We start from the raw sequence: 25,499 nt of genomic DNA, 5'->3' as shown, positions 1-25,499 counted from the left end.
ATTAACAATAGGTTACAAAAATAATTATAAATCTTTGAATAATTTCAAAAATGGTCTATAAAAGTTTTTTTATTGGCTAATTTGATACTGTCTAATCGTGATAGGTCGGGTCAGAGGAATTAAGCCTTCCTTCAAAACAATTAATTGTCCCATATCTCCGCAAACATAATTAACAAAGCCTGTACCTAATCCTAAATACGACTCCTTCAGTACTATTTTAATCTCCCTCCGTAAGGGATATTTTTTTAAGGCTAAATTATAGCCAAAAGGTTGATAGTATGCTGCCCCTTCATTTTCTGAAATAGAAACAACATTAACAGAACGAATAAATCCCAAAGAAGTTGGATTATCTCCATCACTTATCCAATTAGAACCAACAATTCCAATGGAATTTCGATGATTCTTGACATATTCAATTACCTCCTTGTTTGATCCAGCAGCGAAAACATGCAATGGATCGGAAGAACGAAGCCCAAACTTATCCATTAAAAACTTGATATTACTGGAATTAGCCTTATCGACAACTAAAGTAATCTCCCCTTTCGACTTTTTAGAACCAATGGATTCCCAAGTACTATTTTTACCTGCTAAAATATTCTTTAACTGTGGCAGACTCAACAAAGTATCTGTATTTTCCTTGGAAACCAATAACGCAATTCCATCGGCACCAAATCGGAAACTACGATAAGTAATTTTTTCTCGTGTAAAAACTTCTTTTTCTGACTCGGTCAAATCACGTGAAACCACAGCAGCACGAACCTTATCATTCAATAAATCAGCAATAGCTTGATTTTCAACACTAAATTGTAAATTAATTTTGGCAAAATGATAATTATCCTCAAAGGCTGTTTTTTCAGCTTCCAACACATGTTGGAACGATTCATCAACAGCTATAGTAATATTACCAGTAGCAGGCCCATCTTTTACTTTTTCATCAACTTTCTTAGAACAAAAACTCAAAGAAAGAGAAAATACAATAACGCAAAAGAATTTAATTTTACGATTCATATTTACCATATTCATCATTTGCATCTTCTTCATTTATATGATCGTTTTCTTTAAAATAAATAAAAGCTCTAACTAAACGAAATGCTCCATAAATCATAAAAAGCACGCCTAACAGATAAACTGTTGGAATGCCCATCATGAACCCAAGTTGGTACTCTGAAAAAAAAGCCACATAGTATCCTAATCCAGCATAGGCAAATGATACAAGAACTCTAAAAAAAATATTAATCCAGATAGCAATTGGTTTTTTCATACAACTCTTTTAAATAAACAGACCTGCCAAAAAACACTTTAGCAGGTCTGAAATAAATCTAGTTTAAATTTTACTCAGACAATTGGAAAGTAATTGGCTGTGTAAATCTTGAACGTACAGCACGTCCAGCTTGCTTACCAGGATTCCATTTAGGACCTGATTTAATTACACGAATGGCTTCTTCATCGCATCCAAAACCGACAGATTTAATAACCTGAACATCTTGAATAGAACCATCCGTATTAACAACGAACTGAACATATACTTTACCTCCAACGTTTGCTCTTTGAGCAGCTGATGGATATTTCAAACTTCTTTGTAAATATCTACCAAAAGCAGCAGGTCCACCTGGGAATTCTGCATTTTGCTCAACAGCAGTAAAGATTTCATCCTCAGCTGGCTTAGGTGGCTCAACTGGTTCCTCTTTACCTCTAGCATCTGGATCAACCGGTGGTTCATAATTTTCCGTTTCTCCTTTTACTGTTTCAGAAGCTGTATTGCCTTTTACTTCCTCTGGTGGAGGTTCTGGCTTAGTTACTTCTTCATCATGCTTAATCTCAGGAGGTAAGAACTTGGTAGTCGTTACCTTAGGGATTTCTTTTGGTGGTGGCGGTGGTGGCGGAGGAGGCAATTCCACTTTCTTTGCAGGTGGTGGAGTGTCCAACTTCATTACTTCGGCAGTCACCTCTTGTTTCTCTTGAATATTAGCTGTCAACTGTTTCCAGAATGCCGCCAATAATAAAGCTCCAACAAAAAGTGCCGAACCTAGTAATACCGACCGCTTGATTACTTTTGGATAAGTTGTCCTTAAAACAAAAGCCCCAAACTCGCGGTTCTTATCTTTAAAGATAATGTCATCCAACGTAGCATCATTGCTTATTACTTGTGACATATTTGATTCTATTTAAAAATTAATTAAAAGGGATAAACCCATTATTTACCTGAACGTTTTATTAAATCCTCAGAAGCTGGATCAATTTCTAATAAAGCATAACGCTTATTATTCGTGATCGCACATTCATCAAGCATATCTACCATGTTACGGTACTTCGCTTTCTTCGTCGGCTTAATTACTAAGGTAAAGTTACCACCGATTTTCGCTTTCAAATCCGCAATTACTTTACGAATTCCTGTGGCTGAATAATCGGTAACCTCCAATACTGTAGCTGACTCAGTTGGAATACCTTGGTAGTAATACACCTTGTTCTCATCTGGAATAACCGTTAAGGTTTCCGATAATTTAACTGGTGATGTTTCCTTCGTATCCGTTTTGTCAGGCATGTTTAATTGCATGGTTACAGGCTTTGCCAACGTAGTCGTCAACATGAAGAAAGTAATCAATAAAAAGCCTAAGTCCACCATAGGTGTCATGTCAATTTTGGTTGACATTTTTTTACTTCGCTTTTTACCTCCGCCTTTCTTGCCTCCACCGGAGCTATCTATTTCTGCCATTTCTTATTCTAATTAAAAATGTAAACTTTTATTTTGGTCTATTCTCTGGTGAAGTAACCAATTGGAAGATATTGATATTTTGCGCTTGCAATGTACCAATTACATCAGCAAATACTTTGTAGTTACTGTTTTGATCTCCCTTGATCGCTATCTTCAACTCAGGATTTGATAATTTGGCATATCCTACCCAATATGATAATTCATTATTGGTTGAGTCAATTGGGACTCCTTTCAGAAAACCTTTATCCTTTGCTTCAGAAGGTTTCATACCTAACACTTGACGCATTGCACCAGCTGGATAACCCACAATTTCAGAAGCTAAATAATTCTTCTTCATTGTAGCTGTTAAAGCAACTCCATAGCGATTAGCCATACGCTCTAACATAAATTCTCTTGCTGCACGATCGTCAGTTGCCAAATATACTCCTCCTTCATTCGAAACGCTGATGGTCAACAAACCATCCTTTACATTCAAAGGTTTCTCCGAAATAGATGACGGTGGTACTATCGTAACTGCCTCTTCAGGACGAAACTTCGCTGTTAACATGAAGAACGTCAATAAAAGGAAAGCCACGTCACACATCGCTGTCATATCGAGTGAAACACTTTGTCGTTTGGCTTTAACTTTTGGCATAACAATTTAAATTTGAACTGTGAAAAAATAATATACACGCAGATACAATCTGCTAGGGTTCAAATATTAATTATGATGCGTAGCATAGTTTTGGTTTACGCTCAAACCAATCTCATCAATGCTATAAGTTAATTCATCAATTCTAGATGTAAATAAGTTATAAGCAATGATACAGATAGCTGAAGTACCAATACCTAATGCTGTATTTACAAGTGCCTCAGAAATACCATTTGCTAAAGCAGTTGAATCAGTAGATCCTCCTGAGTTACCTAATGCAGAGAACGCTTTGATCATACCGATTACAGTTCCTAACAAACCGATCAAAGTAGATACTGACGCTAAAGTTGCAATGATAGTCAAGTTTTTCTCCAACATTGGCAATTCTAAAGAAGTTGCTTCTTCTACTTCTTTGCTCAATGCAGCTAATTTTTGCTCTTTATCTAAAGAACCATCAGTCGTAAGTTGTTTGTATTTTTTGATTGCAGAAAGGGTAACATTTCCTACTGATCCTTTTTGCTTGTCGCAAGCTTTGATTGCAGACTCAACATCATCTTTATCTAAAGATGCTTGAATTGAACGAACAAATGCATTTACATCACCTGTACCTTTTGCTTTTCCAATTGTAATTAAACGCTCAATTGAGAATGTTAATGCAGTTAAAAAACAAGTCATTAAAACTGGTACGATAACACCACCTTTATAAACGATACCAAAGTAATCGCCTGGAAGTGGGTGTCCTTCACTTGTACCACCTTCAAAGTGAGAACCATCACCCATTACAAAATTGTAAATACCAAGGGCAATGACAAATAAAATGATAAGAATTAATCCTGCAGAAATACCGCCTGATTTTTTTGGTGCTGCAGCTGGCTTAGCAGCTGGCTTTGGTTGTTGTGTACTCATTAGTTTGTAATTTGGGGGTTAAAGAATTATTTGTTAAACAACACTTTTGGAAAAACAACTACCACGTAGTTTTCATAGTTTTCGCTTCCGATGTTTTCCTCTAAAGGCAAAAGTAATGCAATTCTAATTTAATTTTAATAACCTACAAAGCCCTCATAACGGAAATTAATTGCCATTTTTTTTTAGCCGTTGTACTATCTTTATATTTTGACCAAAAATACTAGCTTTATAGAGTACTTTTTTGAGAATTAAGAAATTGAAAAAAAATTAAAAAAAAATTAAATTTCGTCGCAAAGTTGAAATTTTCAGCTGTTTTTTGAATTAACTTTGAATATATCATACAAAATCTCCCATGGACTCTCCTTTCATTCCGAAAATACCAAGAGCTTCAAATCGAAAAAATGAAAGTCATACCTTGAAAGAAGCCATCGAATCTTTGCTCAAAATCTATCAACTTCAAAATAAATTTGATGAAACTTATGTTGAGGCAAATTGGGAACAAATTATGGGAAAACCCATCGCAGCTCGTACCATTTCCGTAAATGTAAAAAACGAAAAATTATACCTTAAACTGGATTCTGCCCCCCTCAAAAAAGAATTAATGATGGCCAAAAACAAAATGATTGAATTAATCAATAAATCGGCCCAAAATGAAATTATTAAAGAAGTGATTTTTCTATAATTACTTACTCGCTTCAAATCGTAATTGATAGCCCAAGTGAATCCAAACAAGCAATAAAGGCAAAATCATTAATCCATAAGCATTTATATACTGATCTCGAAGAAATCTAGGAAACAAATCAGTAGGAGAAAAGCTGGATACCAATAAAGTGAAGACCAATAAAATCCAATGCCATTTATTTTTCTCACTCAAAACAAACCATAGTCCGACACCAGGAAAAGCCATGATTAAGGTTGGGGATTCTGTACCAGTACTAGATAGCATTAAGTAAATCAACATAAATGCCAAAATCCGTAATTGAAAAGTTGGATTTCCCCATTTCTTCGGCTGAAAATACACCCATAAATTGATTACCATCGAAGGAATTAAAAACCACAAATTCGATAAATCTCCGTTTCTAGTTAATCTTCTCAACATGCCCATCACACATACATCAGTCCTTGTATTGGTTAAATCAATATTGATTTCATTCTTGTGTGTCAATACATTTTTCCAATCTACATAGCATTGAATTCCATAATCCCAACCTCCAATCAGAATGGGTAGTCCGACAATCACAAGTATCCAAAACAATAAATATTTAACAAATTGGCCTTTATTGGGAGTAAAAAAGAAGAAAGCTAGACCAATAATTCCGTATAATTTGATAAATATGCCAAGAACGATGAATAATGTCGCCCAAAAGGTTTTATCCCATTTGACAAAAATATAACTCCAAATAATCATGGATACACATAGTGCGTGAAATTGAGTATTCAGTAAAGCGGTTATCAAAGAATTAAAAATAATCCACAAAATTCCAGCTCGCTTATCCAAGCCTAAAGGTAAATTCCAAATCGCCCAAAATAAAGCTAGACTATTCAAGGTATTCCAAAGAATCAATGAGATGCTGGTAGGTAGAAAAGAAAAAGGTGCAATTAAAGTCGGGAAAATTGGACCATATAGATATAAATCGAAATATTCCTTCGGATACAACTCGTACAAATTTACTTTTTGTACAAAGTGACCAAAACTAGAAATAAAAATGATAAAATTATTAATATGGGAATTGATTTCCCCTAACGAATATTGCTTAATTGCCGATACAATTCCAGCCAAAGTCCATAGAATCAATAAAATCTTAAAATTCGAATACCATTTTTTACTTTGATTCATTGCTCAATGATTTTACAAAATTTGAAATTGTCGAAAACTCGCCTAGTTGCTCTTTTTTTAACCAATGGATCAATTCCGTCAATTTGTTCAACAATTCACCTTGTGAACCTTTACTTACATGTTTAGGTAAAGGATACTTTGTCAAATCTGTAAACTCCCAAGGATGAAAATAGATGTTTAAAAAGCCATGCTGTCTAATTGTATCTCTAACGAGCTTTTTATAAAAAGTCAGTGGAAAATTTTTAAACGCCAGCCAAAATAAAGGAATGCGTAAATTTGGACTTACCGAGGCAGGTATATTCCAAAGTTCATGTTCAAAAAAAGGCAATTTTGACGCTTTTAAATGATTGTATCTACCAGGAATCCATGTTGGGTTTAAGGAAGAATGGTAGAAATATCCTGCTTTTTTAATTTCAAATTCATCCACATATTGCATCCTAGCCATTCGAAAGCCTATAACCTCTTTTCCACTTAGTGTTTCTAAGACTATTTTGGAAGACAATAAGTCTGTTTTTGCATCAAAATTCCCATGAAAATACCCATGCGATGCCAATTCATGCCTATCATGCAAAGACCTAATCCAATCAGGATTATTTTCAGCATAAACGCCGGTACAAAAAATTGTTGTGGGAATATTTTCTGTATCCATCAACTTCATGAAATGGGCGATCCCTTTTCTAGAAATATCTAATTGTTCGCTTAATGGAATGTCACAACCATATTCAGTAGGAACATCACACTCTTCAACATCGATGGTGATTAATATCTTGTGCATCTTATTTAAACATTCCACGAATTAAAATCGAAGAAAAATTAAGTAACTCCGTAAGAATTGTTTTTGCCTTCATGGTAGAAAAAATCACGCCCTCTCTCACTTGAACATAAATCCAATCCACTCGAATATTTTTTGTTTTGGACGCTAAGACTAAAAATTCCATATCAAATAAGAAAGCGGGTATTTTCGTTTTCAAGAAAATTTCTTTCCCTAATTGATTAAATCCTTTTAAACCGGATTGGGTATCTTTGACTTTCAATTTTGGGAAAAATACATAATTCATTACTTTCAATGACAATGAAAAAATCTTTCGCATCAATGGAAGTTGATCATAGTATTGCTCGTCTCGAACCCCGACAACAATATCGGCCTTGTTGGCTAATAATCGATTCAACATCTCTGTTGCATTTTCAATTAAATATGGATAATCAGCATCTGTATAAATAACAATATCGCCTTTTGTTTGTCTTACCGCTTCTCTCAGTGCACCACCCTTTCCTTGATTTTGTGCTAAAGAGATAAAATAAAAGTTAGGAATGGAGTTTTGTAGCAATTGAATATCCTCTGGTAAAATACCTTGCTTGCTACCATCATTCACCACATAAACAGAAATGTCTATCTCGGAAGGAATATCACTAGAAAATAAGTTGAAATAATGTAACAAATCCTTCGCCCATCCAGCATGTGGGTTGTAAACTGGATGAACCATATCAAGGGAGTTAGTGACTTTCAAAAGGGTGATTTTTTACAAAATTACAAAATTTACCATAATTGAGCTTCACATCAGAATTGTTTAACCACAATTTCAAATTAATTTGCACAAAAAATCCAAATTATGATAATCCCGGCGCTATTAAATGAAGGTGATGAAGTGATGATCATCTCTCCTGCTTCTCCCCCAAGCAATGAAAATTGGAAAGAAGGCGTTAAAATATTGGAAAAATGGGGATTAAAAGTGCTCTTTTCACCCAACTTTTTGGCGAGCAATTATGGATTTGCTGGAACAGATGAAGAAAGATTAGCTGATTTACAGTTAGCCATTAATCATCCTTCTATCAAGGCAATTTTACCATTAAGAGGCGGATATGGTTGTAGTAGATTAATTGATCAATTGGATTTCTCTCCATTAATCCAACAGCCCAAATGGATGGTTGGCTTCTCCGATATTACGGCGATTTTATTGCATCTTGATTCAATGGGTATAGCTAGTATTCATGGCCCGATGCCTCATAATTATCTACAAAAAAACGGAGAAATTGCCCTATTAAAGTTAAATGAACTACTTTTTGAAGGCAAAACAGGGATTGAATTAGATTCGAATTCATCGAATAAAACAGGAAATGCATTTGGAGAAATCATTGGTGGAAACTTATCATTATTGGTTCATTTAATTGGGAGTAAAAGCTTTGGTGATTTTGAAGGCAAAATTTTGGTCATTGAAGAAATTGGCGAGAGACTTTATCATGTGGATCGAATGTTGGTCCAACTAAAAAGAGCAGGTGTTTTTTCGCAATTAGCAGGATTATTGATTGGTGGATTTACAAACTGTGAAGAAGCATCTTTAAAAATGGGAAAAACGATCGAAGAATTAGTTTTAGAACACACGAAAGAATACAATTACCCAATTGCCTTTGATTTTCCAAGTGGGCATATTCCTGATAATTATCCCCTGGTTTTTGGAAAAAAAATCAACTTATTGGTAAATTCTGATAAAGTCCAATTAACTGATTAAACCATAAAGAAATTGCAATTATCTTGCTTGCATAAATCAGATATATGTTAGCAAAAACCTATGGAAGCGCTGTTTTTGGTGTTTCCGCCTACCTAATCACCATCGAAACAAGTGTAGACCAAGGCACGAAGTGTTATTTAGTTGGTTTACCCGACTCCACCATCAAGGAATCTGTTCAACGAGTAGAATCAGCCATCAAACATATTGGATTCTTTTTTCCGCGAAGGAAGGTCGTCGTAAATTTAGCTCCTGCTGATGTTCGAAAAGAAGGATCAGCTTATGATCTGCCTATTGCATTATCCATATTACATGCTTCGGAACAAGTTCACCTGAATCAATTGGAGGATTATGTCATTATGGGCGAATTATCTTTGGATGGAATTTTAAGACCCATAAAAGGTGCCCTGCCCATCGCAATGGAGGCACAAAAAAGAGGAATCAAACGAATCATTTTGCCAAAAGAAAATGCCATAGAAGCTGCTGTGGTAAAGGAGGTCGAGGTTTTTGGCATGGAAACCCTTTATGATACCATACAATTTTTAAAGGGCAAACAATATCATCCTAGAATAGAGATCGATTCACAACATCTGTTTTTTGATCGCATGCAAACATTTGATGTAGATTTTTCAAATGTTCAGGGACAAGAAAATGCCAAAAGGGCATTTGAAATTGCCGCAGCTGGTGGACACAATTTAATCATGGTCGGGCCTCCAGGGGCAGGAAAAACGATGTTGGCAAAAAGAATTCCTAGCATTTTACCTCCATTGACCTTAAAGGAGGCTTTGGAAACGACCAAAATACATTCTGTAGCAGGAAAACTTATTGGAAAGTCTTCTTTGGTTTCGACAAGACCTTATCGAAACCCTCATCATACCATTTCAACCGCGGCATTGGTCGGTGGAGGATCTAGTCCACAACCGGGAGAAATCTCATTGGCCCATAATGGGGTATTGTTCTTGGATGAATTACCTGAATTCAATCGGAATTCACTGGAAGTGATGCGCCAACCATTAGAGGATCGAAAAGTACTTATTTCAAGGGCAAAATGGGCGGTTGAGTTTCCTTCGAATTTCATGTTAATTGCCAGCATGAACCCTTGTCCATGTGGTTACTACAATCATCCCATAAAAGATTGCGTATGCGGACCTGGTATTGTCCAACGATATTTAAATAAAATTTCTGGACCATTGTTAGACAGAATTGACATGCACATTGAAATAACACCCGTTAATTTTGAAGAAATGACATCTCAACGCATAGCAGAATCAAGTGAAAATATCAGAAAACGAGTGATGGAAGCTAGAAATGTCCAAATACAACGTTTTCAAGGCAATTCACAGATACATTGCAATGCTATGATGAGTTCGGAATTGGTGAAAAAAGTTTGTCAATTAAATGAGTCAGGCCAACAGATTCTCAAAAATGCCATGGAAAAACTTCAACTTTCAGCAAGAGCCTACGATCGGATTCTGAAAGTTTCAAGAACCATCGCGGATTTAGAGTGGGCAGAAAATATCGAAACACATCATATTGCAGAAGCGATTACCTATCGAAATTTAGATAGGGAAAATTGGGCAGGATAATGTAAATTTGAAAAAAAGAATTTTATGAAGAGAATCGTTTTTCTAACAGTTATTTTACTTTGTTGCTTAATCAATCTTAATGCTCAAAAATCATCTAATCCTTCATTTCGAAAATTAACTAATCTAGATGACGTATTTACCCTCGCAAAAAAAGAAAACAAACCTGTCTTTTTAGAAGCTTATTTGCCAACTTGCCACCATTGCATGGCCTATGAAGCCACCCTTAAACAACCAGAAATTAAGAATTATTTAAGTAAGAATTTCCATGCTTATCAATTGGATCTAAGTCAAAAAGAGGCCAATATGTTTCTACGCAAAAATAAAATCTACGTAGCCACCACCCCTACATTTTTGGTTTTTTCTCCTGAAGGGAAACTTTGGAATATACAAGCGGCTGGAGAAGAAACCAATAATGTGAAAGACATCATTAAAATATTAAACCTTTCCAAAGACCCTCTTCAAAGACAAGAAGCCTTATTAGACAAATTCAACCAAGGAATTCGAACCTATGAAGATATGATTTCGGTGGCCTCTTACACTCGTTTAAAATTAGATACCACAAAAAATATTGAAGTTGTAAACGCATTGGTAAAATCCATGAATCCAAGTTCATATGGAAATAATATGAGTTTTCTGATTATTCAAAAGGTAATGATGGATGAGGAAAACCCCTTATTTGACCACATGATCAATAACCTCGAAAACTATTCGAAGAAACATGATACACTTTTGGTCAAACAAGCTGTTGAAAATACCATAATGACTAGTTTATACAACAAAAATGCTAGCACGTATTCGGTTGAAAGATTCCAAAAAATGAAAGATGCACTTTCCAAAATAGGTGTACCTGAAAAGCAAATTGCTACAAGATTTATTTACATCGAAGTAATGAAGGATTTGAGAAATAAAATGGTCGACAATGCGATTTTAAAAATCAAAACCTATTATGGACCCATTGAGATACCAATCAAAGAGAAAGAATTTTGGTGTAAAACTATCCTGAAATTCATGCCTGAGAACTCAAATTGCCCCTTCTAAAAAATCTTTAGAACAAAAAACCAGACGAAATCAGCTATTTAAACACAAAAATAATGCAATTTTACCATTAGCATTATTCAAATGCAGTGGATAAGTTATTTTTAAATAGTTTTATGAAACCATCTTTGGAAAGTTTGGATCAAAATAAAATTCAATTATTTACCTTTAAAGAGATTCGACAAGATCGCTTTGATGCACCTTATCATTTTCATGATGAATTAGAACTAACATTAATTATTTCTGGAGAAGGAAAACGATTTGTCGGAAATCAGATCGCTGATTTTGGTCCTGGTGATTTGGTATTAATAGGTTCAAATTTGCCCCATTGTTGGCAGAATCATCGATCAGATTGGTTAAACAATGAAGAAAATTTCTTGAGATCTCAAGCTTTGGTTATCCATTTTGATAAAAACTTTTTGGGAGAAACTTTTATGAACCAAGAAGAATGCCAAAGTATAAAAAATTTGCTTGAGAGGGCGAAAAAAGGTTTTAATATTCAGGGACCTACCCAAGATAAAATTGCCAGAGATATGTTACAATTAAACAATTTGGCACCATTCCCACGTTTAGTTTCCTTCTTACAAATGCTTTATCATTTAAGCATTGCCACAGCAGATTTACAAACCATCGAAACACAAGAAAGTATTTATGCCATCTCAAAGATTGATTTGGAAAGAATTAATCGGGTTTATGCCTATGTTATTGCGAATTACACACAAGAGGTCCATTTGGATGAAGTTGCACATTTAGCGAACATGACCGAAACTGCTTTTTGTCGATATTTTAAAAAAGTGACACAGAAAACCTTTGTGGAACTAGTCACAGAATTTAGAATCAAACATGCTTGCCAATTATTGAGAACAAGCCCTAAATCAATGGTTGAAATTTGTTTTGAAAGCGGTTTTGGGAACCTTTCTCATTTTAACAAACAATTCAAAGACTGGATGAAAGTCCCACCACTACAATATCGAAAACTAACCAAAGAGTGGCAAGACCTGAAAATTTAACTTGTCTATGCTTGCTTCATCTTGTCCTTTTCAGGGAAAAGCATACTTAGAATGATGCTTATGGAAAGTATTCCAATAATTACTCCGAGGGAAGACAATGTGCCAAAACCGATTTTTTCTAAAAATGAATGTGCCAACATTTTTACTCCTACGAAACTAAGTAAAACACCTAATCCAATCGGTAAAAATCTAAACAATCCCATCAAATTAGATAGAAAGAAAAACAGCGATCTTAAACCCATAACGGCAAAAACATTCGAAAAGAATACGATATATGGATCTTTAGAGATAGAAAAAATAGCTGGAATTGAATCCACGGCGAATAAAATATCTGTAAAAGCAATAACCACCACCACGACAAATATGGGTGTCACAAAGATTTTACCCGTTTTTTTGAAACGCACAAAAAAACGACCAGTGACATTACGTTTATACACATTGAAAAAACGGGACAATAATTTTACCACGGGATGATTTCCGGGTTCGATGTGTTCTTCGCTTTCTTGACTAAATAAAATTTTAACACCCGTATAAACCAAAAAGGCTCCAAAAACATAGATAATCCAATCAAATTGTTTCAACAAAGCCGCTCCCAAAAAGATAAAGATCAACCTCAAAACAATTGCCCCTAAAACACCCCAAACAAGAATTTTTTTATAATATCTCGCTTGAACGCCGAAAGAATTGAAAATCAAGATAAAAACAAAAACATTATCCGCCGATAAAGAATATTCAACCAAATAGCCTGTAATAAACTCCAAGGACATATTATTTTGAAAAACTGCCAATTGGTCCGCAAATGATCCAGTTCCTAAATTTATCTGTTTAGCAAACTCTTGTTGAACAGCAGTTAGTGAGCTTATATCTGATATCCCGTGAACCAAAGCACCATTGAATTTCAAAAATACATAAAACAAAACAGCTAATAAAACCCAAATGGCGCTCCAAAATCCAGCCTCTTTAAAGGTGACATCTTTGTCGGGACCCGACTTAAATATTCCCAAGTCAATTAACATAATTAGAATTACTGCTACTGAAAAGACAAGAAAAAATAGAGATTCACTCATAAATAATTAATTTTGCTGTTTAATCAGACAAAGTTCGTAAATCTTTGGCTTATATCTTATGTACGAAGGAAAAAAGGTGATTGTTGTAATGCCTGCCTATAAAGCAGCTTTAACGTTGGAAAAAACATATAATGAAATTCCGCACGATTGGGTGGATGAAGTTATTTTAGTGGATGATTACAGTCCGGATAATACCGTTGAAGTGGCTAAAAACATCGGAATTCAACACATCATTCGTCATGATAAAAACAAAGGTTATGGAGGAAATCAAAAATCTTGTTATTCCAAAGCCTTGGAATTAGATGGTGATATTGTCATTATGCTTCATCCTGATTATCAATACACACCTTTATTATTAAAATCCATGATTTCCATCATCGGAAATGGCCTATATCCTGTGGTTTTTGCATCTCGTATTTTGGGAAAAGGGGCTTTAAAAGGTGGCATGCCTATTTACAAATACATCGCTAATCGATTGTTAACCTTGTTCCAAAATATCTTAATCGATCAAAAATTATCTGAATACCATACCGGTTACCGCGCTTTCTCCAAAGAAGTTTTACAAGCAGTCAATTTCACCAAATGTGATGACGATTTCATTTTTGATAATCAAATGGTCCTACAAATCTTTTGGAAAGGATTTGAAATTGGTGAGGTAACTTGTCCAACAAAGTACTTTGAAGAAGCCTCCTCCATCAACTTTAAAAGAAGTTCAATTTACGGGCTCGGGGTTATTTGGTGGTCAATCAGATACCGATTGGCCAAATGGGGTTTAAGCTGGGATTTAATGAAATAATTACTCAGGCTTCGCTGAGTGCGGACTATGTTTTGAACATGTAGTTCGTTAAAATAACATGTTTGACAAAAAGTCCACACTCGGCACAGCCCAGCATGTTGAAAGAGGATTATATCCTGATCACTAAACCAAGTAAAAAATTAAATCCTGCTTGTGGATAATAAAAGTTTTCAGATGTAATTTTCTGATCATAAGCATAGCTGTATGTATATCCATTGGAGGAGTAAAAAGAATGAAATACGTTATTCAACAAAACATTTGCTTGCACATTTTTTGCCCATTTCGATGAAAAGGTATAATTGAATCGAATATCTTGTGTGAAATATGCAGCTATTTTTTTCGATTCATTCGAAGTATTATCTAAATATTGCTTTCCAACATATTTGGTCAATAAAGATGCTTGCAAGCCACCTAGTGTATAGGTAAATTGATTACCCAAAATTACATTGGGCGAATAAGCAATATCCGTATCAACATGTTTAACCACCACTTCTCCAGATGTATCATAATCCGGAATACTTTCATCAAATTCTGCTATTTTATTCCGACTCAATGTTCCGTTAACTTGCCAATTGAACTTAGATGAAATGGCATAATTAAAACTAGCCTCCACTCCCATTCGAACACTGGAACCAACATTCTTTCGAATCGCTTCGCCAACATTATTAACTGCTCCTGTTAAAACCAATTGATCCTTATAATTCATTGAATAAGCATTCAATTGAAAACCATACTGAGAACTTTGTCTCGTATATCCAAATTCAAAATCGGATAAATATTCTGGTTTTGGCGTTTTGCCTAAATTGTCAATAAAATCTTGTCGACTAGGTTCTTTACTTCCAACGCTCCAAGAAGCAAAAATTTTACTTTTTTCATCAATGATATAAGTTAGCCCAAACTTTGGATTAAAAAATTGATAATTCCAATCTTGACTAATATCCTGACGCTTATCTGCAATCCCTTTCATATCATAGTCAACCAATCGAAGCTGCAAATCAGCATAAGCCAACCATCGATCGTTTAAACTGATGTTAAGTTTACTATAAACATTAAAATCCGATTTATGCGACTTGCTTTCATACCAACGATGACCCAAATAATTAATAGGTAATTGATCTCCTCCTACTACCTCCCCAAAATGCCGACCTACATAATTATTCCAAGCGCCTCCAAAAGTCCATTTTATTGCCTTTTCACCTACATAATTCAAAGCAAAAGTGGTCCCATAAAAGTCATTATCCAACCATTTTCGTCTAACCAAATCTACCGTTTCAATGAAATCGCCATTTAATTCATAGGACTGAAGGTCATATTTGGCCAAATCTGCACTGGGCTTAAATTCTTCATAATAACCTCGTCCATAAGTATAATGCAGATTAACATCCGCGTCCCATTGCTTTGATAAAGTATGGTGCGTCAGAAACTGATAATGATCCTGGGCATAATTATCTGTTTGATTTGCGTAGGTATAATAATTGTAAGTCCTACCGCTATTCAATAAATTAGTAGCCTCAGCTTCACTTAGCCAATTACGTTCAATATAAGCTTGCATGCCTGCTACATCATTATTCACTCGACTTTCAGGAGTTCCATACCATGATTGAAAAGTTTTTTCTTTCCCCGTAAAATAATTGAATCGTATAAATGATTTTTTGCCGAAATAAGCTCCCGAGAAATAGGCCGATTTCAAATCAGAGCTGGCACGGTCAATGTATCCATTAGATACAATTTTTGAAAGACGACCGTCTAAAGTGAATTTTCCTTTCATTAATCCTGTCCCGAACTTCAAGGTCGTTTTCAAGGTACTAAATGAACCCCCTGACGCATTTACTTCGGAATAGGAATCTTTTTCAAATTGGTTGGTTTGCATATTGACCGAGCCTCCGAATGCGCCTGACCCATTGGTACTCGTTCCTACACCTCTTTGGATTTGAACCGAACTAACAGAACTTGCAAAATCAGGCATGTTTACCCAATAGCTACCTTGTGATTCAGAATCATTGACAGGTATACCATTAATGGTCACATTCACTCTTGTAGCATCAGAGCCTCGAATACGAATACCCGTATACCCTATTCCAGCACCGGCATCAGATGTCATCACAACGGAAGGAGTAAATTGCAACAAAACTGGCATGTCTTGGCCCAAATTACTTTTGGCTAATTCTTTTGAACCTAAATTGGAAAATGCCATTCCTGAATTTTCATCCGCTCGAGTAGCTTTAACAAAAACCTCATCGTTCAAAAAAGAGGATTTCTTTAAATTTACGCGTAAAAACTGATCCGTAACCTTGACGCTCTGTTCTTCATAACCAACAAATCGGAATACCAATTCTTGGTCTTTGTATAAGCCAGAAATAACAAAGTGTCCTTTTGAATCCGTTGAAACACCTTTTTGAGTCGACTTCAATAAAACAGAAGCTCCCCATAAAGGCGTAGAAGTTTCTTGATCAATGACCAATCCTTCCATTCGAATTTTCTGCCCATATAAGGAGGCTGAAAAAATCAACATGCTGATAAATAAATAAACGATTGTCGTTACCTTTTTCATTTTTGAAAAGTTTAACAACAGGTAAAGGAGTCAAATCCTGTCTGATTTAACACAACACCCTTAACATCGATGATTTTTTTGAGTTTTCAGCGCTAAAAACTCGACAAAATCCCTTCGACGGCATTACCCGTATCAGGTTCAATGGGTATAATCTCAGCCCTTTTTATCGGGCACCCCTTTTTGTGGATGCACAAAGATACAAAATTTCCTACCTTTGCAAGCCCGAACGAAAAAATCTTGCCTAGTAGAGGAAAATATGATAGTAAAAGATTTTATTTCACAGTACAAATCAGACGGAATTATTCAAACGATTTCCGAGCAATTGCATTCAGCAAATGTAGGTTCAAGATTCCATATAAAAGGAATTTGTGGTTCCCTCGATGCCGTATTAATGGCAAGCCTGGAAAATAAAAATCCCTATTTCATCATTTGCCAAGACAAAGAGGAAGCACATTATTTAGTGAATGATTTACAAGCATTAGTTGGAGATTCTTCGGTTTTGCTTTTTCCCATGTCGCATAAAAAACCATACGAATGGGAAGAGGTAGATAATGCCAATGTTTTGATGAGAGCCGAAGTATTGAATGTATTGAGCAATTATCACCAACAAGCACTTTGGCTAGTTAGCTATCCAGAAGCATTGACCGAAAAAGTTATCAATCGGAAATCATTGGTAAAAAATACCCTATCCATTCGAGTGGGAGATAAAATCGATATCAATTTTGTCGCAGAAACGTTGAATGAATACGATTTTGAAAGAAGCGATTTTGTTTACGAAGCAGGACAATATTCCGTCAGAGGGGGCATTTTAGATGTTTTTTCATATGCTGCTGAATATCCCTACCGTTTAGATTTTTTTGGAAATGAAGTAGAAAGCATTCGGACGTTTCACCCCGAAACTCAATTGTCGATTACTTCTGTTTCTGCCATGCATTTAATCCCCGATGTACAGACCAAACTAATTCAAGAAAGCAGAGAAAGTTTTTTTTCATTTTTACCCAAAAACACGTGTATTTGGTTAAAAGATCAAGAATCTTTAGTAGACATTGCCGATAAAATTTTCGAAAAAGCACATGCCGATTTTGAGGAAATCAAAGCCAACAGCGGCGACATCCAAGTGATTCATGAACCTAAGGAGCGTTGGGATACCAAAAAAGATGTCCAACAGGCATTAAAACAATTCACAATCATTGAATTTGGAAAAAGAGCCCATGGAAAAAATGTGGAATTGATTCAATATCCTTCCAAAAATCCAGGTTCATTTCAAAAAGATTTTGAACGATTAGCCCATACCTTATTGGATAATCAAACGATTGGATACCAAAATATCATCTGCTCTGAATCGCCCAGACAATTGGAACGATTAGAAGTTATTTTTAATGAAATAAATACCAGTATTCAATTTAAACCTCTTTTAATTTCGCTCCGAGAAGGTTTTATTGATGAACATCAAAAAATAGCTTGTTATCCAGATCATCAATTGTTTGAAAGGTTTCATCGTTTCAAAGAGAAAAATAAATTTTCTAAAAATAAAGCACTGACCTTAAAAGAACTGAGAAGTCTACAGGTTGGTGATTTTGTTACTCATATAGATTATGGTATCGGCCGATTTGCTGGATTAAATTTAATTGACACAGCCAATGGTGAACAAGAAGTCATCCGATTGATTTACCGTGATGATGACGTTTTATCCGTTTCAATCCATTCATTGCATAAAATTTCCAAATATTCCGGAAAAGAAGGTGCGCCTCCTAGCATGTCCAAATTGGGATCGCCCGAGTGGGAAAATAAAAAATCTAGGGTAAAAAAGCAGGTAAAAGATATTGCAAAGGAACTAATTGCTCTTTATGCCAAACGAAAATCTGCTCCTGGCTTTTCCTTTTCACCAGATACCTATTTGCAAGCAGAATTGGAATCTTCCTTCATTTACGAAGATACCCCTGATCAAGCCAAAGCAACTGTCGATGTGAAAGCAGATATGGAAAAACCGCATCCAATGGACCGGTTAGTTTGTGGTGATGTGGGTTTTGGGAAGACAGAAATTGCCATCCGTGCCGCATTCAAAGCAGTGGCAGATTCCAAACAGGTGGCCATATTGGTCCCAACGACGGTTTTGGCCATGCAACATTTTAGAACTTTTCATGACCGACTTGCTGCATTTCCTTGCAAAGTAGAATACATCAATCGGTTTAAATCGGATAAACAAATCAAAGAAACCCTTGCTAGGGTGGCGAGTGGTGTAACCGATATTCTGATTGGAACGCACCGATTGGTCAACAAAGATGTCAGCTTTAAGAACCTTGGATTGATGATCATCGATGAGGAGCAAAAGTTTGGTGTAAAAGTAAAAGACCGACTTAAAGAAATGAGGGTCGATGTGGATGTACTTACCTTGACAGCTACGCCTATTCCAAGAACCCTGCATTTTTCGCTCATGGGCGCCAGAGATTTATCCATCATTGCTACTCCGCCACCGAATCGTCAACCGGTAGAAACGAAACTGGTTGTTTTAAGTGATGAGATTTTGCGTGATGCTGTTAGGGAAGAATTATTAAGAGGAGGACAAGTTTTTGTGGTCCATAATCGAATTGGAGAATTAGAAAGTACGGCGAACCGAATTCTACGATTAGTTCCAGATGCAAAAATTGGGGTTGCTCATGGACAAATGGACGGAGATAAATTAGAGAAAGTCATGATGAACTTTATTGAAGGACATTATGATGTTTTAGTAGCGACCAATATCATTGAATCAGGTTTGGATATACCCAATGCTAATACCATTTTTATCATCAATGCCAATCATTTTGGACTTTCTGATTTACACCAAATGCGTGGTAGAGTAGGTCGATCCAACAAAAAAGCTTATTGTTATTTGGTCACGCCATCGCTTTCTAATTTGTCAAGCGATGCACGAAAAAGATTGAGTGCTTTAGAGGAATTTTCTGATTTAGGAGATGGAATTAAGGTTGCTATGCGTGATTTGGATATTCGAGGAGCGGGTAATTTATTGGGTGCTGAGCAAAGTGGATTCATCAATGATTTGGGCTATGATATGTACCATAAAATTTTGGATGAAGCCGTTCAAGAATTAAAAGAAAATGAGTTTAGGGCATTGTTTGAAACAGATTTAAATCAAGTTGCGGAAACGTTGAAAGTAGATTGCCAAATAGAAACCGATTTACGCGTGTTAATTCCAGAAACGTATATTCAAAGTATTTCGGAAAGATTGGCTTTGTATACGCGATTAGATGAACTTGAGGATGAAAAAAGTTTACATGAATTTGTTACAGAAATTCAAGATCGTTTTGGAATTATGCCTGAAGAAGTGAAAGATTTGACTGAATTAGTAAAAATTCGATGGAAGGCACAGGTCTTAGGAATTGAAAAAATTCTTTTGAAAGGCAATAATTTAAAATTGCATTTCGTTTCATCAGAAGCTCATCAAAATCTAACCAATAACATCGTTGCGAAGGTGATTGGGTTCGTTAATAAAAGAAAAAATCAATGTCAATTGAGGGAAAAATCAGGGAAATTGATTTTACAAATTGAAAAAATTTATAGTATTCAAGAATTAAATACTATTTTAGTGGATATTTTGGGCTAATTTTGAGCAATTATATCAAATGCCTACCTTTGTTTTTAGAATAAGATCGTAAAGAAAATATAAATGATTGCTAAAATTAAATTGGGTTGCGTTATCATCGCAAGTTTATTCCTACTAACTTCTTGCCCAAGTGGATTAAAGAATAGTAAGCCAAGTAGCGTTAAAATTGGTGGAAAATCGACAACCACCGGAATTGCCTACAATCAAAAAGGCGGATTTCAAGTAGATAAAAAATTCAGTGGACAGTTAATTGGCCCGAATCTCGTATTCATTGAAGGTGGAAGATTTACCATGGGTTCATTGGAAGAAGATGTTTTAGGCATGCATGATAATATTGAGAGAACGGTTTCTGTTCAATCTTTTTACATGGATGAAACGGAAATTGCGAATGTTCATTATTTGGAATATTTGTATTCGGTTCAAAAAGATTCTACACAAGATTTTTATGAATCAGCTCTTCCTGATACCACAGTTTGGCGAAATGATTTGGCATTTAATGATCCTTACGTAGAGCAATATTTGAGATTCCCAGGATTTCGTATGTACCCTGTCGTAGGGGTTTCTTGGAAACAAGCCAATGACTTTTGTACATGGAGAACTGCTGTAGTCAATAAACAAATGGCTGGCGGAGACAAACCTGTTAAATTAAGTAAAGCGGCAGCTAAAAAAGCAGCAGCGACTGGCACCAGAACAAATACTCCAACTCGTATAACCATTGAATCTGGCAGAATTTTACCATCCTATCGTTTAGCTACGGAGGCGGAATGGGAATATGCGGCGAAGGCCATGATTGGTACCCAACAAGAGGATGAAAATCAAGGCAATCAACGTATTTACCCTTGGGACGGTCCTTCTTTACGTCAACCAAATGGAAAAGGTCAAGGTAGCATGCTTGCCAATTTTAAAAGAGGAAGAGGTGATTATGCGGGTATAGCTGGTAAATCGAACGATGGTGCAATCATCACAACGGAAGTTTACAAATACGCTCCGAATGATTTTGGTTTATATCAAATGGCTGGAAATGTTAACGAATGGGTTCAAGATTTGTATCGTCCATTGTCTTTCCAAGATTTCAATGATTTAAATCCTGTTCGTAGAAACGATGTGTTGGATAGACAATCACTTTACGACAAAAAGAATAACAATTCATTGATCGATAATAAAGTTCGTGTATACAAAGGAGGTTCATGGGCCGATGTGGCTTATTGGTTAGCTCCAGGAACTAGACGTTACTTAAACGAAGATTCTTCTACAGCAACCATCGGTTTCCGTTGTGCCATGATTGCGGCAGGTACCAATAAATAGGAATTAGATTTTTGAATAATGGGTTATGAAATAAATTTTTCATAACCCATTTTTTATTTCAATGCAGCCAAAGCTAAAAATGAAATTTTGGCGGCTCCTGCTTCAAGCAATTTTTCTCCTGCAGCAATAAAAGTGGCTCCCGTAGTTAAGGTATCGTCCACTAGTAAAATATGTTTTTCCTTCATTAAATGACTATTTTGAACTTCAAAAACCGAGTTCAATGTCTGAAAACGATCTTGCCTTGATTGGCTAGTCAAGGATTCTGTAAAGGAATTTTTTTTTATGACGTTAGATTCCACAGGAATACCAGTACTCTTTGAAATTCCATCTGCAATACAGGCTGCTTGGTTATAACCCCGTATTTTCAATCTTTTTTCATGGAGAGGGATCGGAATAATTATATCGTAATCAAAGAGATGTTGATATTTATTTAATTCACTTCCACACCATTCCCCCAAAAAATTACCCAAATCTTTTCGACCCTTGTATTTAATTTGATGCATGACGTTTTGTACTTTAGCCCCTTCCGAAAAAATAAAAAAACTGTGAACATCTTGATAATCAATCATTCCACCAAACTTATCCGATAGCCAATTAGGTTTTAAAAGGAACAATCCAGGCCTTGGAAGCTTTAAAATACAGCATGTGCAAATCTTTTTTTCAGCCAAAAGTAAAGGCTCTGCGCACGCTAAACACAATCTTGGATAAATCAAATGTAAAAAGCTTGTAAACATTGATAAAAAACTTTTGTATTTAATTAAGATTCAGTAATTTTGCACCCCTAAATAAGAACCTAAAACGAACAGAGTAAAATTTGTTGTCCAAGTTCTTGATTATTTAGCTTGAGTTTAAAAAAACATATTTATAATCAACCTTTTAAAATGGCACGCGATTTAAAATTTACTAGAAACATCGGTATTGCTGCGCATATTGATGCGGGGAAAACCACCACAACGGAACGTATCCTATATTATGCTGGGGTTAGCCACAAAATCGGTGAAGTTCATGATGGAGCCGCTACAATGGACTGGATGGAGCAAGAACAAGAGCGTGGTATCACGATCACTTCTGCTGCAACAACTGTAGGCTGGAAGTACCGTAATAATGATTACCATGTAAACATCATTGATACCCCAGGTCACGTTGACTTTACTGTTGAAGTAAACCGTTCTCTACGTGTATTAGATGGTCTAGTATTCTTATTTTCTGCAGTTGATGGTGTAGAGCCTCAATCTGAAACTAACTGGCGTTTAGCGGACAACTACAATGTTGCTCGTATTGGTTTTGTTAACAAAATGGACCGTTCAGGTGCTGATTTCTTAAACGTGTGTAAGCAAGTAAAAGAAATGTTAGGTAGCTATGCAGTTCCTCTTCAATTGCCAATCGGTGCTGAAGATACATTTGAAGGTGTAGTTGACTTAGTTAACTTCCGTGGTATCAAATGGAATGAGCATGATAAGGGTATGACATTCACTGAAGTACCTATTCCAGATGATATGATGGAAGAAGCTACGGAATATCGTGAAAAATTATTAGAAGCTGTGGCAGAATTTGACGAATCTTTGATGGAGAAATACTTCGAAGATCCGAATTCAATCACGGAAGATGAAATTTTGGCTGCTTTACGTGCTGCTACCATTTCAATGAAAATTGTTCCAATGCTTTGTGGTTCTTCTTTCAAAAACAAAGGAGTTCAAACAATGTTGGATTATGTAATGGCTATTTTACCTTCTCCAATGGATAAAGAAGGTGTTAGAGGTACTGATCCAAATACAGGAAACGAAGTTTTGAGAAAACCAAGCGAATCAGAGCCATTCTCTGCTTTAGCATTTAAAATTGCAACTGACCCTTATGTAGGTCGTCTTTGCTTTATCCGTGCTTATTCAGGAGGTTTAGATGCAGGTTCTTATGTGTTGAACAACCGTTCAGGCAACAAAGAACGTATCTCTCGTATTTTCCAAATGCATGCTAACAAACAAAACTCGATCGAGCGTTTAGGTGCTGGTGATATTGGTGCGGTTGTTGGTTTCAAAGATATCAAAACAGGAGATACTCTTTCTGATGAGAAAAATCCTATTATCCTTGAGGCAATGGATTTCCCAGAACCAGTAATCGGATACGCTATTGAGCCTAAGAAAACAGCTGATGCTGATAACTTCTCAAAAGCAATCACCAAGTTAATTGAAGAAGATCCAACTTTACAAGTTGAATCAAACGAAGAAACTGGTCAAACGATTATCAAAGGTATGGGTGAGCTTCACTTAGAAATCATCATTGACCGTATGCGTCGTGAGTTTAAAGTTGAAGTGAATCAAGGAGCTCCTCAAGTAGCTTACAAAGAGTCATTAACCAAAACAACGGAACACCGCGAGGTTTACAAGAAACAATCAGGTGGTCGTGGTAAATTTGCTGATATCGTATTTGAAATCGGACCAAGAGATGATGACAAACCAGGTTTGGAGTTTGTTAACAATATCGTAGGTGGTGTTATTCCTCGTGAATTTATCCCTGCTGTTCAAAAAGGTTTCGAAGAAGCAATGAAAACAGGTGCTTTGGCTGGATACCCAATGGATTCAATGAAAGTACGTTTATTCCACGGTTCATACCATGATGTCGATTCAGATTCATTATCATTTGAATTAGCAGCTCGTATGGGTTATAAAGATGCAGCAAAAAGTGCAGGTGCTAAATTGATGGAACCAATCATGGCCGTTGATGTAGTTACTCCAGATGAATATACAGGTCCAATTACAGGCGACTTAAACCGCCGTCGTGGTATCATGAAAGGTATGGATTCACGTCAAGGAGCTGTTATCTTGAAAGCTGATGTACCATTATCTGAATTATTTGGTTATGTAACTGATTTACGTACCATGTCTTCTGGTCGTGCTACTGCTTCATTGACATTCTCTCATTACGAATTCGTTCCACAAAATATTGCTGACGAAGTAGTGAAAAAAGCGAAAGGATTATAATTCTTAATTCGTTCAAATAACAAAAGGCCTTCAAGAAATGGAAGGCCTTTTTTATTGGCAAATTTTACCTATCCACCCATCAGTCCATAGACCAACTCATCCCCCAGAAAGCTCTTTGATAGAAAAATAATCATTTTCTCAATAATTGGATTTAAATTTGAACTTCAGAATTTCTCTGAAAATTAATACCAATTAGACGATGACGAAAATTATTGAAACAATCAATATATCTAAACGCTACGTGATGGGCGAAGAAGTGATAGATGCATTGAAAGACATTAATATTTCCGTAAATAAAGGTGAATACGTAGCTTTTATGGGGCCTTCTGGATCAGGAAAATCCACCTTAATGAATATTGTAGGATGCCTAGATACGCCAACCACCGGCAAATACATTCTTAACAATCAGGATGTAAGTGAAATGTCTGAAAATGAACTTGCAGCCGTTCGAAACAAAGAAATTGGTTTTGTCTTTCAAACATTTAACCTTTTACCTCGACAATCTTCTTTGGACAATGTAGCCTTACCTTTAATTTATGCAGGCTATTCCAAAAAAGATCGAATCGAAAAAGCCATGGAAGCTCTGAGAGGCGTAGGACTAGAAAACAGAGCTTTACATAAACCCAATGAACTTTCTGGTGGACAAAGACAAAGGGTGGCCGTTGCTAGAGCTTTGGTAAATGATCCATCCATTCTACTTGCCGATGAACCAACAGGTAATTTGGACTCAAAAACTTCCTATGAAATCATGGATTTATTTGATCAATTACACAAAAAAGGAAATACAATTGTCATGGTAACCCACGAAGACGATATTGCACAATACGCCCATCGAATAATACGCCTGAGAGATGGCTTGATTGAATCGGATACGATAAATAAAAATGTCAGAAAAGTGGAAAAATCAATTTAGTTTTTTTTAACTGTTTCATTTTTAAAAACATTTTTCTTATCTTTGCAACCCAAATCAGTTTACTTA

General features: G+C 35.8%; 22 protein-coding genes and 1 riboswitch. Of the genes, 10 read left to right on the top strand and 12 right to left on the bottom strand.

The genetic code is table 11. The features are described from left to right. Window positions 1-69: 69 nt before the first annotated feature. The 6 genes from V7S76_RS00915 to V7S76_RS00890 form a co-directional block, all read right to left on the bottom strand. Window positions 70-1,008 (bottom strand): PstS family phosphate ABC transporter substrate-binding protein, encoded by a 939-nt coding sequence (locus V7S76_RS00915; protein WP_459508121.1) that lies wholly within the window; start codon window positions 1,006-1,008, stop codon window positions 70-72. Further along, complete coding sequence (locus tag V7S76_RS00910; protein WP_459508119.1) at window positions 998-1,261, bottom strand: hypothetical protein; 264 nt, start codon at window positions 1,259-1,261, stop codon at window positions 998-1,000. Before V7S76_RS00910 ends, V7S76_RS00915 begins: the two co-directional genes overlap by 11 nt. A gap of 70 nt (window positions 1,262-1,331) precedes the next feature. Further along, on the bottom strand, window positions 1,332-2,153 hold the full coding sequence (locus V7S76_RS00905; RefSeq protein ID WP_459508118.1) for an energy transducer TonB: 822 nt from the start codon (window positions 2,151-2,153) through the stop codon (window positions 1,332-1,334). 41 nt (window positions 2,154-2,194) lie between these two features. Then, entirely contained in the window at window positions 2,195-2,713 is a 519-nt protein-coding gene (locus V7S76_RS00900; RefSeq protein WP_459508117.1) for an ExbD/TolR family protein, read from the bottom strand. 28 nt (window positions 2,714-2,741) lie between these two features. Continuing rightward, entirely contained in the window at window positions 2,742-3,347 is a 606-nt protein-coding gene (locus V7S76_RS00895) for an ExbD/TolR family protein (RefSeq protein ID WP_459508116.1), read from the bottom strand. Window positions 3,348-3,413: 66 nt separating this feature from the next. Then, a complete protein-coding gene (locus tag V7S76_RS00890; RefSeq protein WP_459508114.1) occupies window positions 3,414-4,250 on the bottom strand; it encodes a MotA/TolQ/ExbB proton channel family protein in 837 nt (278 codons plus the stop codon). A gap of 352 nt (window positions 4,251-4,602) precedes the next feature. Between V7S76_RS00890 and V7S76_RS00885 the strand changes: the two genes are divergently transcribed. Beyond that, window positions 4,603-4,932: a DciA family protein gene (locus tag V7S76_RS00885; RefSeq protein ID WP_459508113.1), complete on the top strand. Its 330-nt coding sequence runs from the start codon at window positions 4,603-4,605 to the stop codon at window positions 4,930-4,932. Here V7S76_RS00885 and V7S76_RS00880 read toward each other — a convergent pair whose 3' ends face one another. From V7S76_RS00880 to V7S76_RS00870, 3 genes are read right to left on the bottom strand one after another with little or no spacing between them, the layout of a single operon-like run. Then, window positions 4,933-6,087, bottom strand: a complete 1,155-nt coding sequence (locus tag V7S76_RS00880; RefSeq protein WP_459508112.1) for a glycosyltransferase family 87 protein — start codon at window positions 6,085-6,087, stop codon at window positions 4,933-4,935. It abuts the gene before it with no gap. Then, entirely contained in the window at window positions 6,074-6,862 is a 789-nt protein-coding gene (locus tag V7S76_RS00875; RefSeq protein ID WP_459508111.1) for a polysaccharide deacetylase family protein, read from the bottom strand. Before V7S76_RS00875 ends, V7S76_RS00880 begins: the two co-directional genes overlap by 14 nt. A gap of 1 nt (window position 6,863) precedes the next feature. Beyond that, on the bottom strand, window positions 6,864-7,595 hold the full coding sequence (locus V7S76_RS00870; protein ID WP_459508110.1) for a glycosyltransferase family 2 protein: 732 nt from the start codon (window positions 7,593-7,595) through the stop codon (window positions 6,864-6,866). Between the two features lie 102 nt (window positions 7,596-7,697). Here V7S76_RS00870 and V7S76_RS00865 point away from each other — a divergent pair, with 102 nt between their 5' ends. From V7S76_RS00865 to V7S76_RS00850, 4 genes are all read left to right on the top strand, one after another. Then, complete coding sequence (locus tag V7S76_RS00865) at window positions 7,698-8,594, top strand: S66 peptidase family protein (RefSeq protein WP_459508109.1); 897 nt, start codon at window positions 7,698-7,700, stop codon at window positions 8,592-8,594. A gap of 44 nt (window positions 8,595-8,638) precedes the next feature. Further along, on the top strand, window positions 8,639-10,177 hold the full coding sequence (locus V7S76_RS00860; RefSeq protein WP_459508108.1) for a YifB family Mg chelatase-like AAA ATPase: 1,539 nt from the start codon (window positions 8,639-8,641) through the stop codon (window positions 10,175-10,177). Window positions 10,178-10,201: 24 nt separating this feature from the next. Further along, a complete protein-coding gene (locus tag V7S76_RS00855) occupies window positions 10,202-11,215 on the top strand; it encodes a thioredoxin family protein (RefSeq protein ID WP_459508107.1) in 1,014 nt (337 codons plus the stop codon). 113 nt (window positions 11,216-11,328) lie between these two features. Beyond that, window positions 11,329-12,222: an AraC family transcriptional regulator gene (locus tag V7S76_RS00850; RefSeq protein ID WP_459508106.1), complete on the top strand. Its 894-nt coding sequence runs from the start codon at window positions 11,329-11,331 to the stop codon at window positions 12,220-12,222. 5 nt (window positions 12,223-12,227) lie between these two features. Here the strand turns inward: V7S76_RS00850 and V7S76_RS00845 are convergent, their stop codons facing one another. Beyond that, entirely contained in the window at window positions 12,228-13,289 is a 1,062-nt protein-coding gene (locus V7S76_RS00845; protein WP_459508105.1) for a TerC/Alx family metal homeostasis membrane protein, read from the bottom strand. A 58-nt stretch (window positions 13,290-13,347) separates the two neighbouring features. Between V7S76_RS00845 and V7S76_RS00840 the strand changes: the two genes are divergently transcribed. Next, window positions 13,348-14,085: a glycosyltransferase family 2 protein gene (locus V7S76_RS00840; protein WP_459508104.1), complete on the top strand. Its 738-nt coding sequence runs from the start codon at window positions 13,348-13,350 to the stop codon at window positions 14,083-14,085. 109 nt (window positions 14,086-14,194) lie between these two features. On the opposite strand, the gene V7S76_RS00835 is transcribed toward V7S76_RS00840, so the two are convergent. Next, window positions 14,195-16,636, bottom strand: coding sequence for a TonB-dependent receptor (locus tag V7S76_RS00835; protein WP_459508103.1), 2,442 nt, complete (start codon window positions 16,634-16,636; stop codon window positions 14,195-14,197). A gap of 92 nt (window positions 16,637-16,728) precedes the next feature. After that, window positions 16,729-16,824: riboswitch (TPP riboswitch) on the bottom strand. 68 nt (window positions 16,825-16,892) lie between these two features. On the opposite strand from V7S76_RS00835, the gene mfd reads away from it, so the two are divergent. Together mfd and gldJ are read left to right on the top strand one after the other, a co-directional pair. Beyond that, window positions 16,893-20,240, top strand: coding sequence for a transcription-repair coupling factor (gene mfd / locus V7S76_RS00830; RefSeq protein ID WP_459508102.1), 3,348 nt, complete (start codon window positions 16,893-16,895; stop codon window positions 20,238-20,240). Between the two features lie 63 nt (window positions 20,241-20,303). Continuing rightward, window positions 20,304-21,545 carry a gliding motility lipoprotein GldJ gene (gldJ, locus tag V7S76_RS00825; protein ID WP_459508101.1) on the top strand — a complete coding sequence of 414 codons (1,242 nt, stop codon included), beginning with the start codon at window positions 20,304-20,306 and terminating at the stop codon, window positions 21,543-21,545. A gap of 53 nt (window positions 21,546-21,598) precedes the next feature. On the opposite strand, the gene V7S76_RS00820 is transcribed toward gldJ, so the two are convergent. Continuing rightward, window positions 21,599-22,279 (bottom strand): ComF family protein, encoded by a 681-nt coding sequence (locus V7S76_RS00820; RefSeq protein WP_459508100.1) that lies wholly within the window; start codon window positions 22,277-22,279, stop codon window positions 21,599-21,601. A 147-nt stretch (window positions 22,280-22,426) separates the two neighbouring features. On the opposite strand from V7S76_RS00820, the gene fusA reads away from it, so the two are divergent. Together fusA and V7S76_RS00810 are read left to right on the top strand one after the other, a co-directional pair. Beyond that, the gene (gene fusA / locus V7S76_RS00815; RefSeq protein WP_459508099.1) at window positions 22,427-24,520 is read left to right on the top strand and encodes an elongation factor G; all 2,094 of its coding nucleotides are present in this window, start codon (window positions 22,427-22,429) and stop codon (window positions 24,518-24,520) included. Window positions 24,521-24,719: 199 nt separating this feature from the next. Then, window positions 24,720-25,433, top strand: a complete 714-nt coding sequence (locus V7S76_RS00810; protein ID WP_459508098.1) for an ABC transporter ATP-binding protein — start codon at window positions 24,720-24,722, stop codon at window positions 25,431-25,433. Window positions 25,434-25,499: the final 66 nt, after the last annotated feature.

This window comes from Aquirufa sp. ROCK2-A2, from assembly GCF_054558485.1.
This window is presented reverse-complemented; position numbering and strand designations above follow the sequence as displayed.

Coding starts and splice junctions, on each gene's coding strand:
- V7S76_RS00910 (WP_459508119.1), bottom strand. CDS start 1,261: ATGAAAAAACCAATTGCTATCTGGATTAATATTTTTTTTAGAGTTCTT.
- V7S76_RS00875 (WP_459508111.1), bottom strand. CDS start 6,862: ATGCACAAGATATTAATCACCATCGATGTTGAAGAGTGTGATGTTCCT.
- mfd (WP_459508102.1), top strand. CDS start 16,893: ATGATAGTAAAAGATTTTATTTCACAGTACAAATCAGACGGAATTATT.
- V7S76_RS00810 (WP_459508098.1), top strand. CDS start 24,720: ATGACGAAAATTATTGAAACAATCAATATATCTAAACGCTACGTGATG.
- V7S76_RS00880 (WP_459508112.1), bottom strand. CDS start 6,087: ATGAATCAAAGTAAAAAATGGTATTCGAATTTTAAGATTTTATTGATT.
- fusA (WP_459508099.1), top strand. CDS start 22,427: ATGGCACGCGATTTAAAATTTACTAGAAACATCGGTATTGCTGCGCAT.
- V7S76_RS00865 (WP_459508109.1), top strand. CDS start 7,698: ATGATAATCCCGGCGCTATTAAATGAAGGTGATGAAGTGATGATCATC.
- V7S76_RS00895 (WP_459508116.1), bottom strand. CDS start 3,347: ATGCCAAAAGTTAAAGCCAAACGACAAAGTGTTTCACTCGATATGACA.
- V7S76_RS00860 (WP_459508108.1), top strand. CDS start 8,639: ATGTTAGCAAAAACCTATGGAAGCGCTGTTTTTGGTGTTTCCGCCTAC.
- gldJ (WP_459508101.1), top strand. CDS start 20,304: ATGATTGCTAAAATTAAATTGGGTTGCGTTATCATCGCAAGTTTATTC.
- V7S76_RS00835 (WP_459508103.1), bottom strand. CDS start 16,636: ATGAAAAAGGTAACGACAATCGTTTATTTATTTATCAGCATGTTGATT.
- V7S76_RS00855 (WP_459508107.1), top strand. CDS start 10,202: ATGAAGAGAATCGTTTTTCTAACAGTTATTTTACTTTGTTGCTTAATC.
- V7S76_RS00900 (WP_459508117.1), bottom strand. CDS start 2,713: ATGGCAGAAATAGATAGCTCCGGTGGAGGCAAGAAAGGCGGAGGTAAA.
- V7S76_RS00885 (WP_459508113.1), top strand. CDS start 4,603: ATGGACTCTCCTTTCATTCCGAAAATACCAAGAGCTTCAAATCGAAAA.
- V7S76_RS00890 (WP_459508114.1), bottom strand. CDS start 4,250: ATGAGTACACAACAACCAAAGCCAGCTGCTAAGCCAGCTGCAGCACCA.
- V7S76_RS00915 (WP_459508121.1), bottom strand. CDS start 1,008: ATGAATCGTAAAATTAAATTCTTTTGCGTTATTGTATTTTCTCTTTCT.
- V7S76_RS00905 (WP_459508118.1), bottom strand. CDS start 2,153: ATGTCACAAGTAATAAGCAATGATGCTACGTTGGATGACATTATCTTT.
- V7S76_RS00845 (WP_459508105.1), bottom strand. CDS start 13,289: ATGAGTGAATCTCTATTTTTTCTTGTCTTTTCAGTAGCAGTAATTCTA.
- V7S76_RS00820 (WP_459508100.1), bottom strand. CDS start 22,279: ATGTTTACAAGCTTTTTACATTTGATTTATCCAAGATTGTGTTTAGCG.
- V7S76_RS00840 (WP_459508104.1), top strand. CDS start 13,348: ATGTACGAAGGAAAAAAGGTGATTGTTGTAATGCCTGCCTATAAAGCA.
- V7S76_RS00850 (WP_459508106.1), top strand. CDS start 11,329: ATGAAACCATCTTTGGAAAGTTTGGATCAAAATAAAATTCAATTATTT.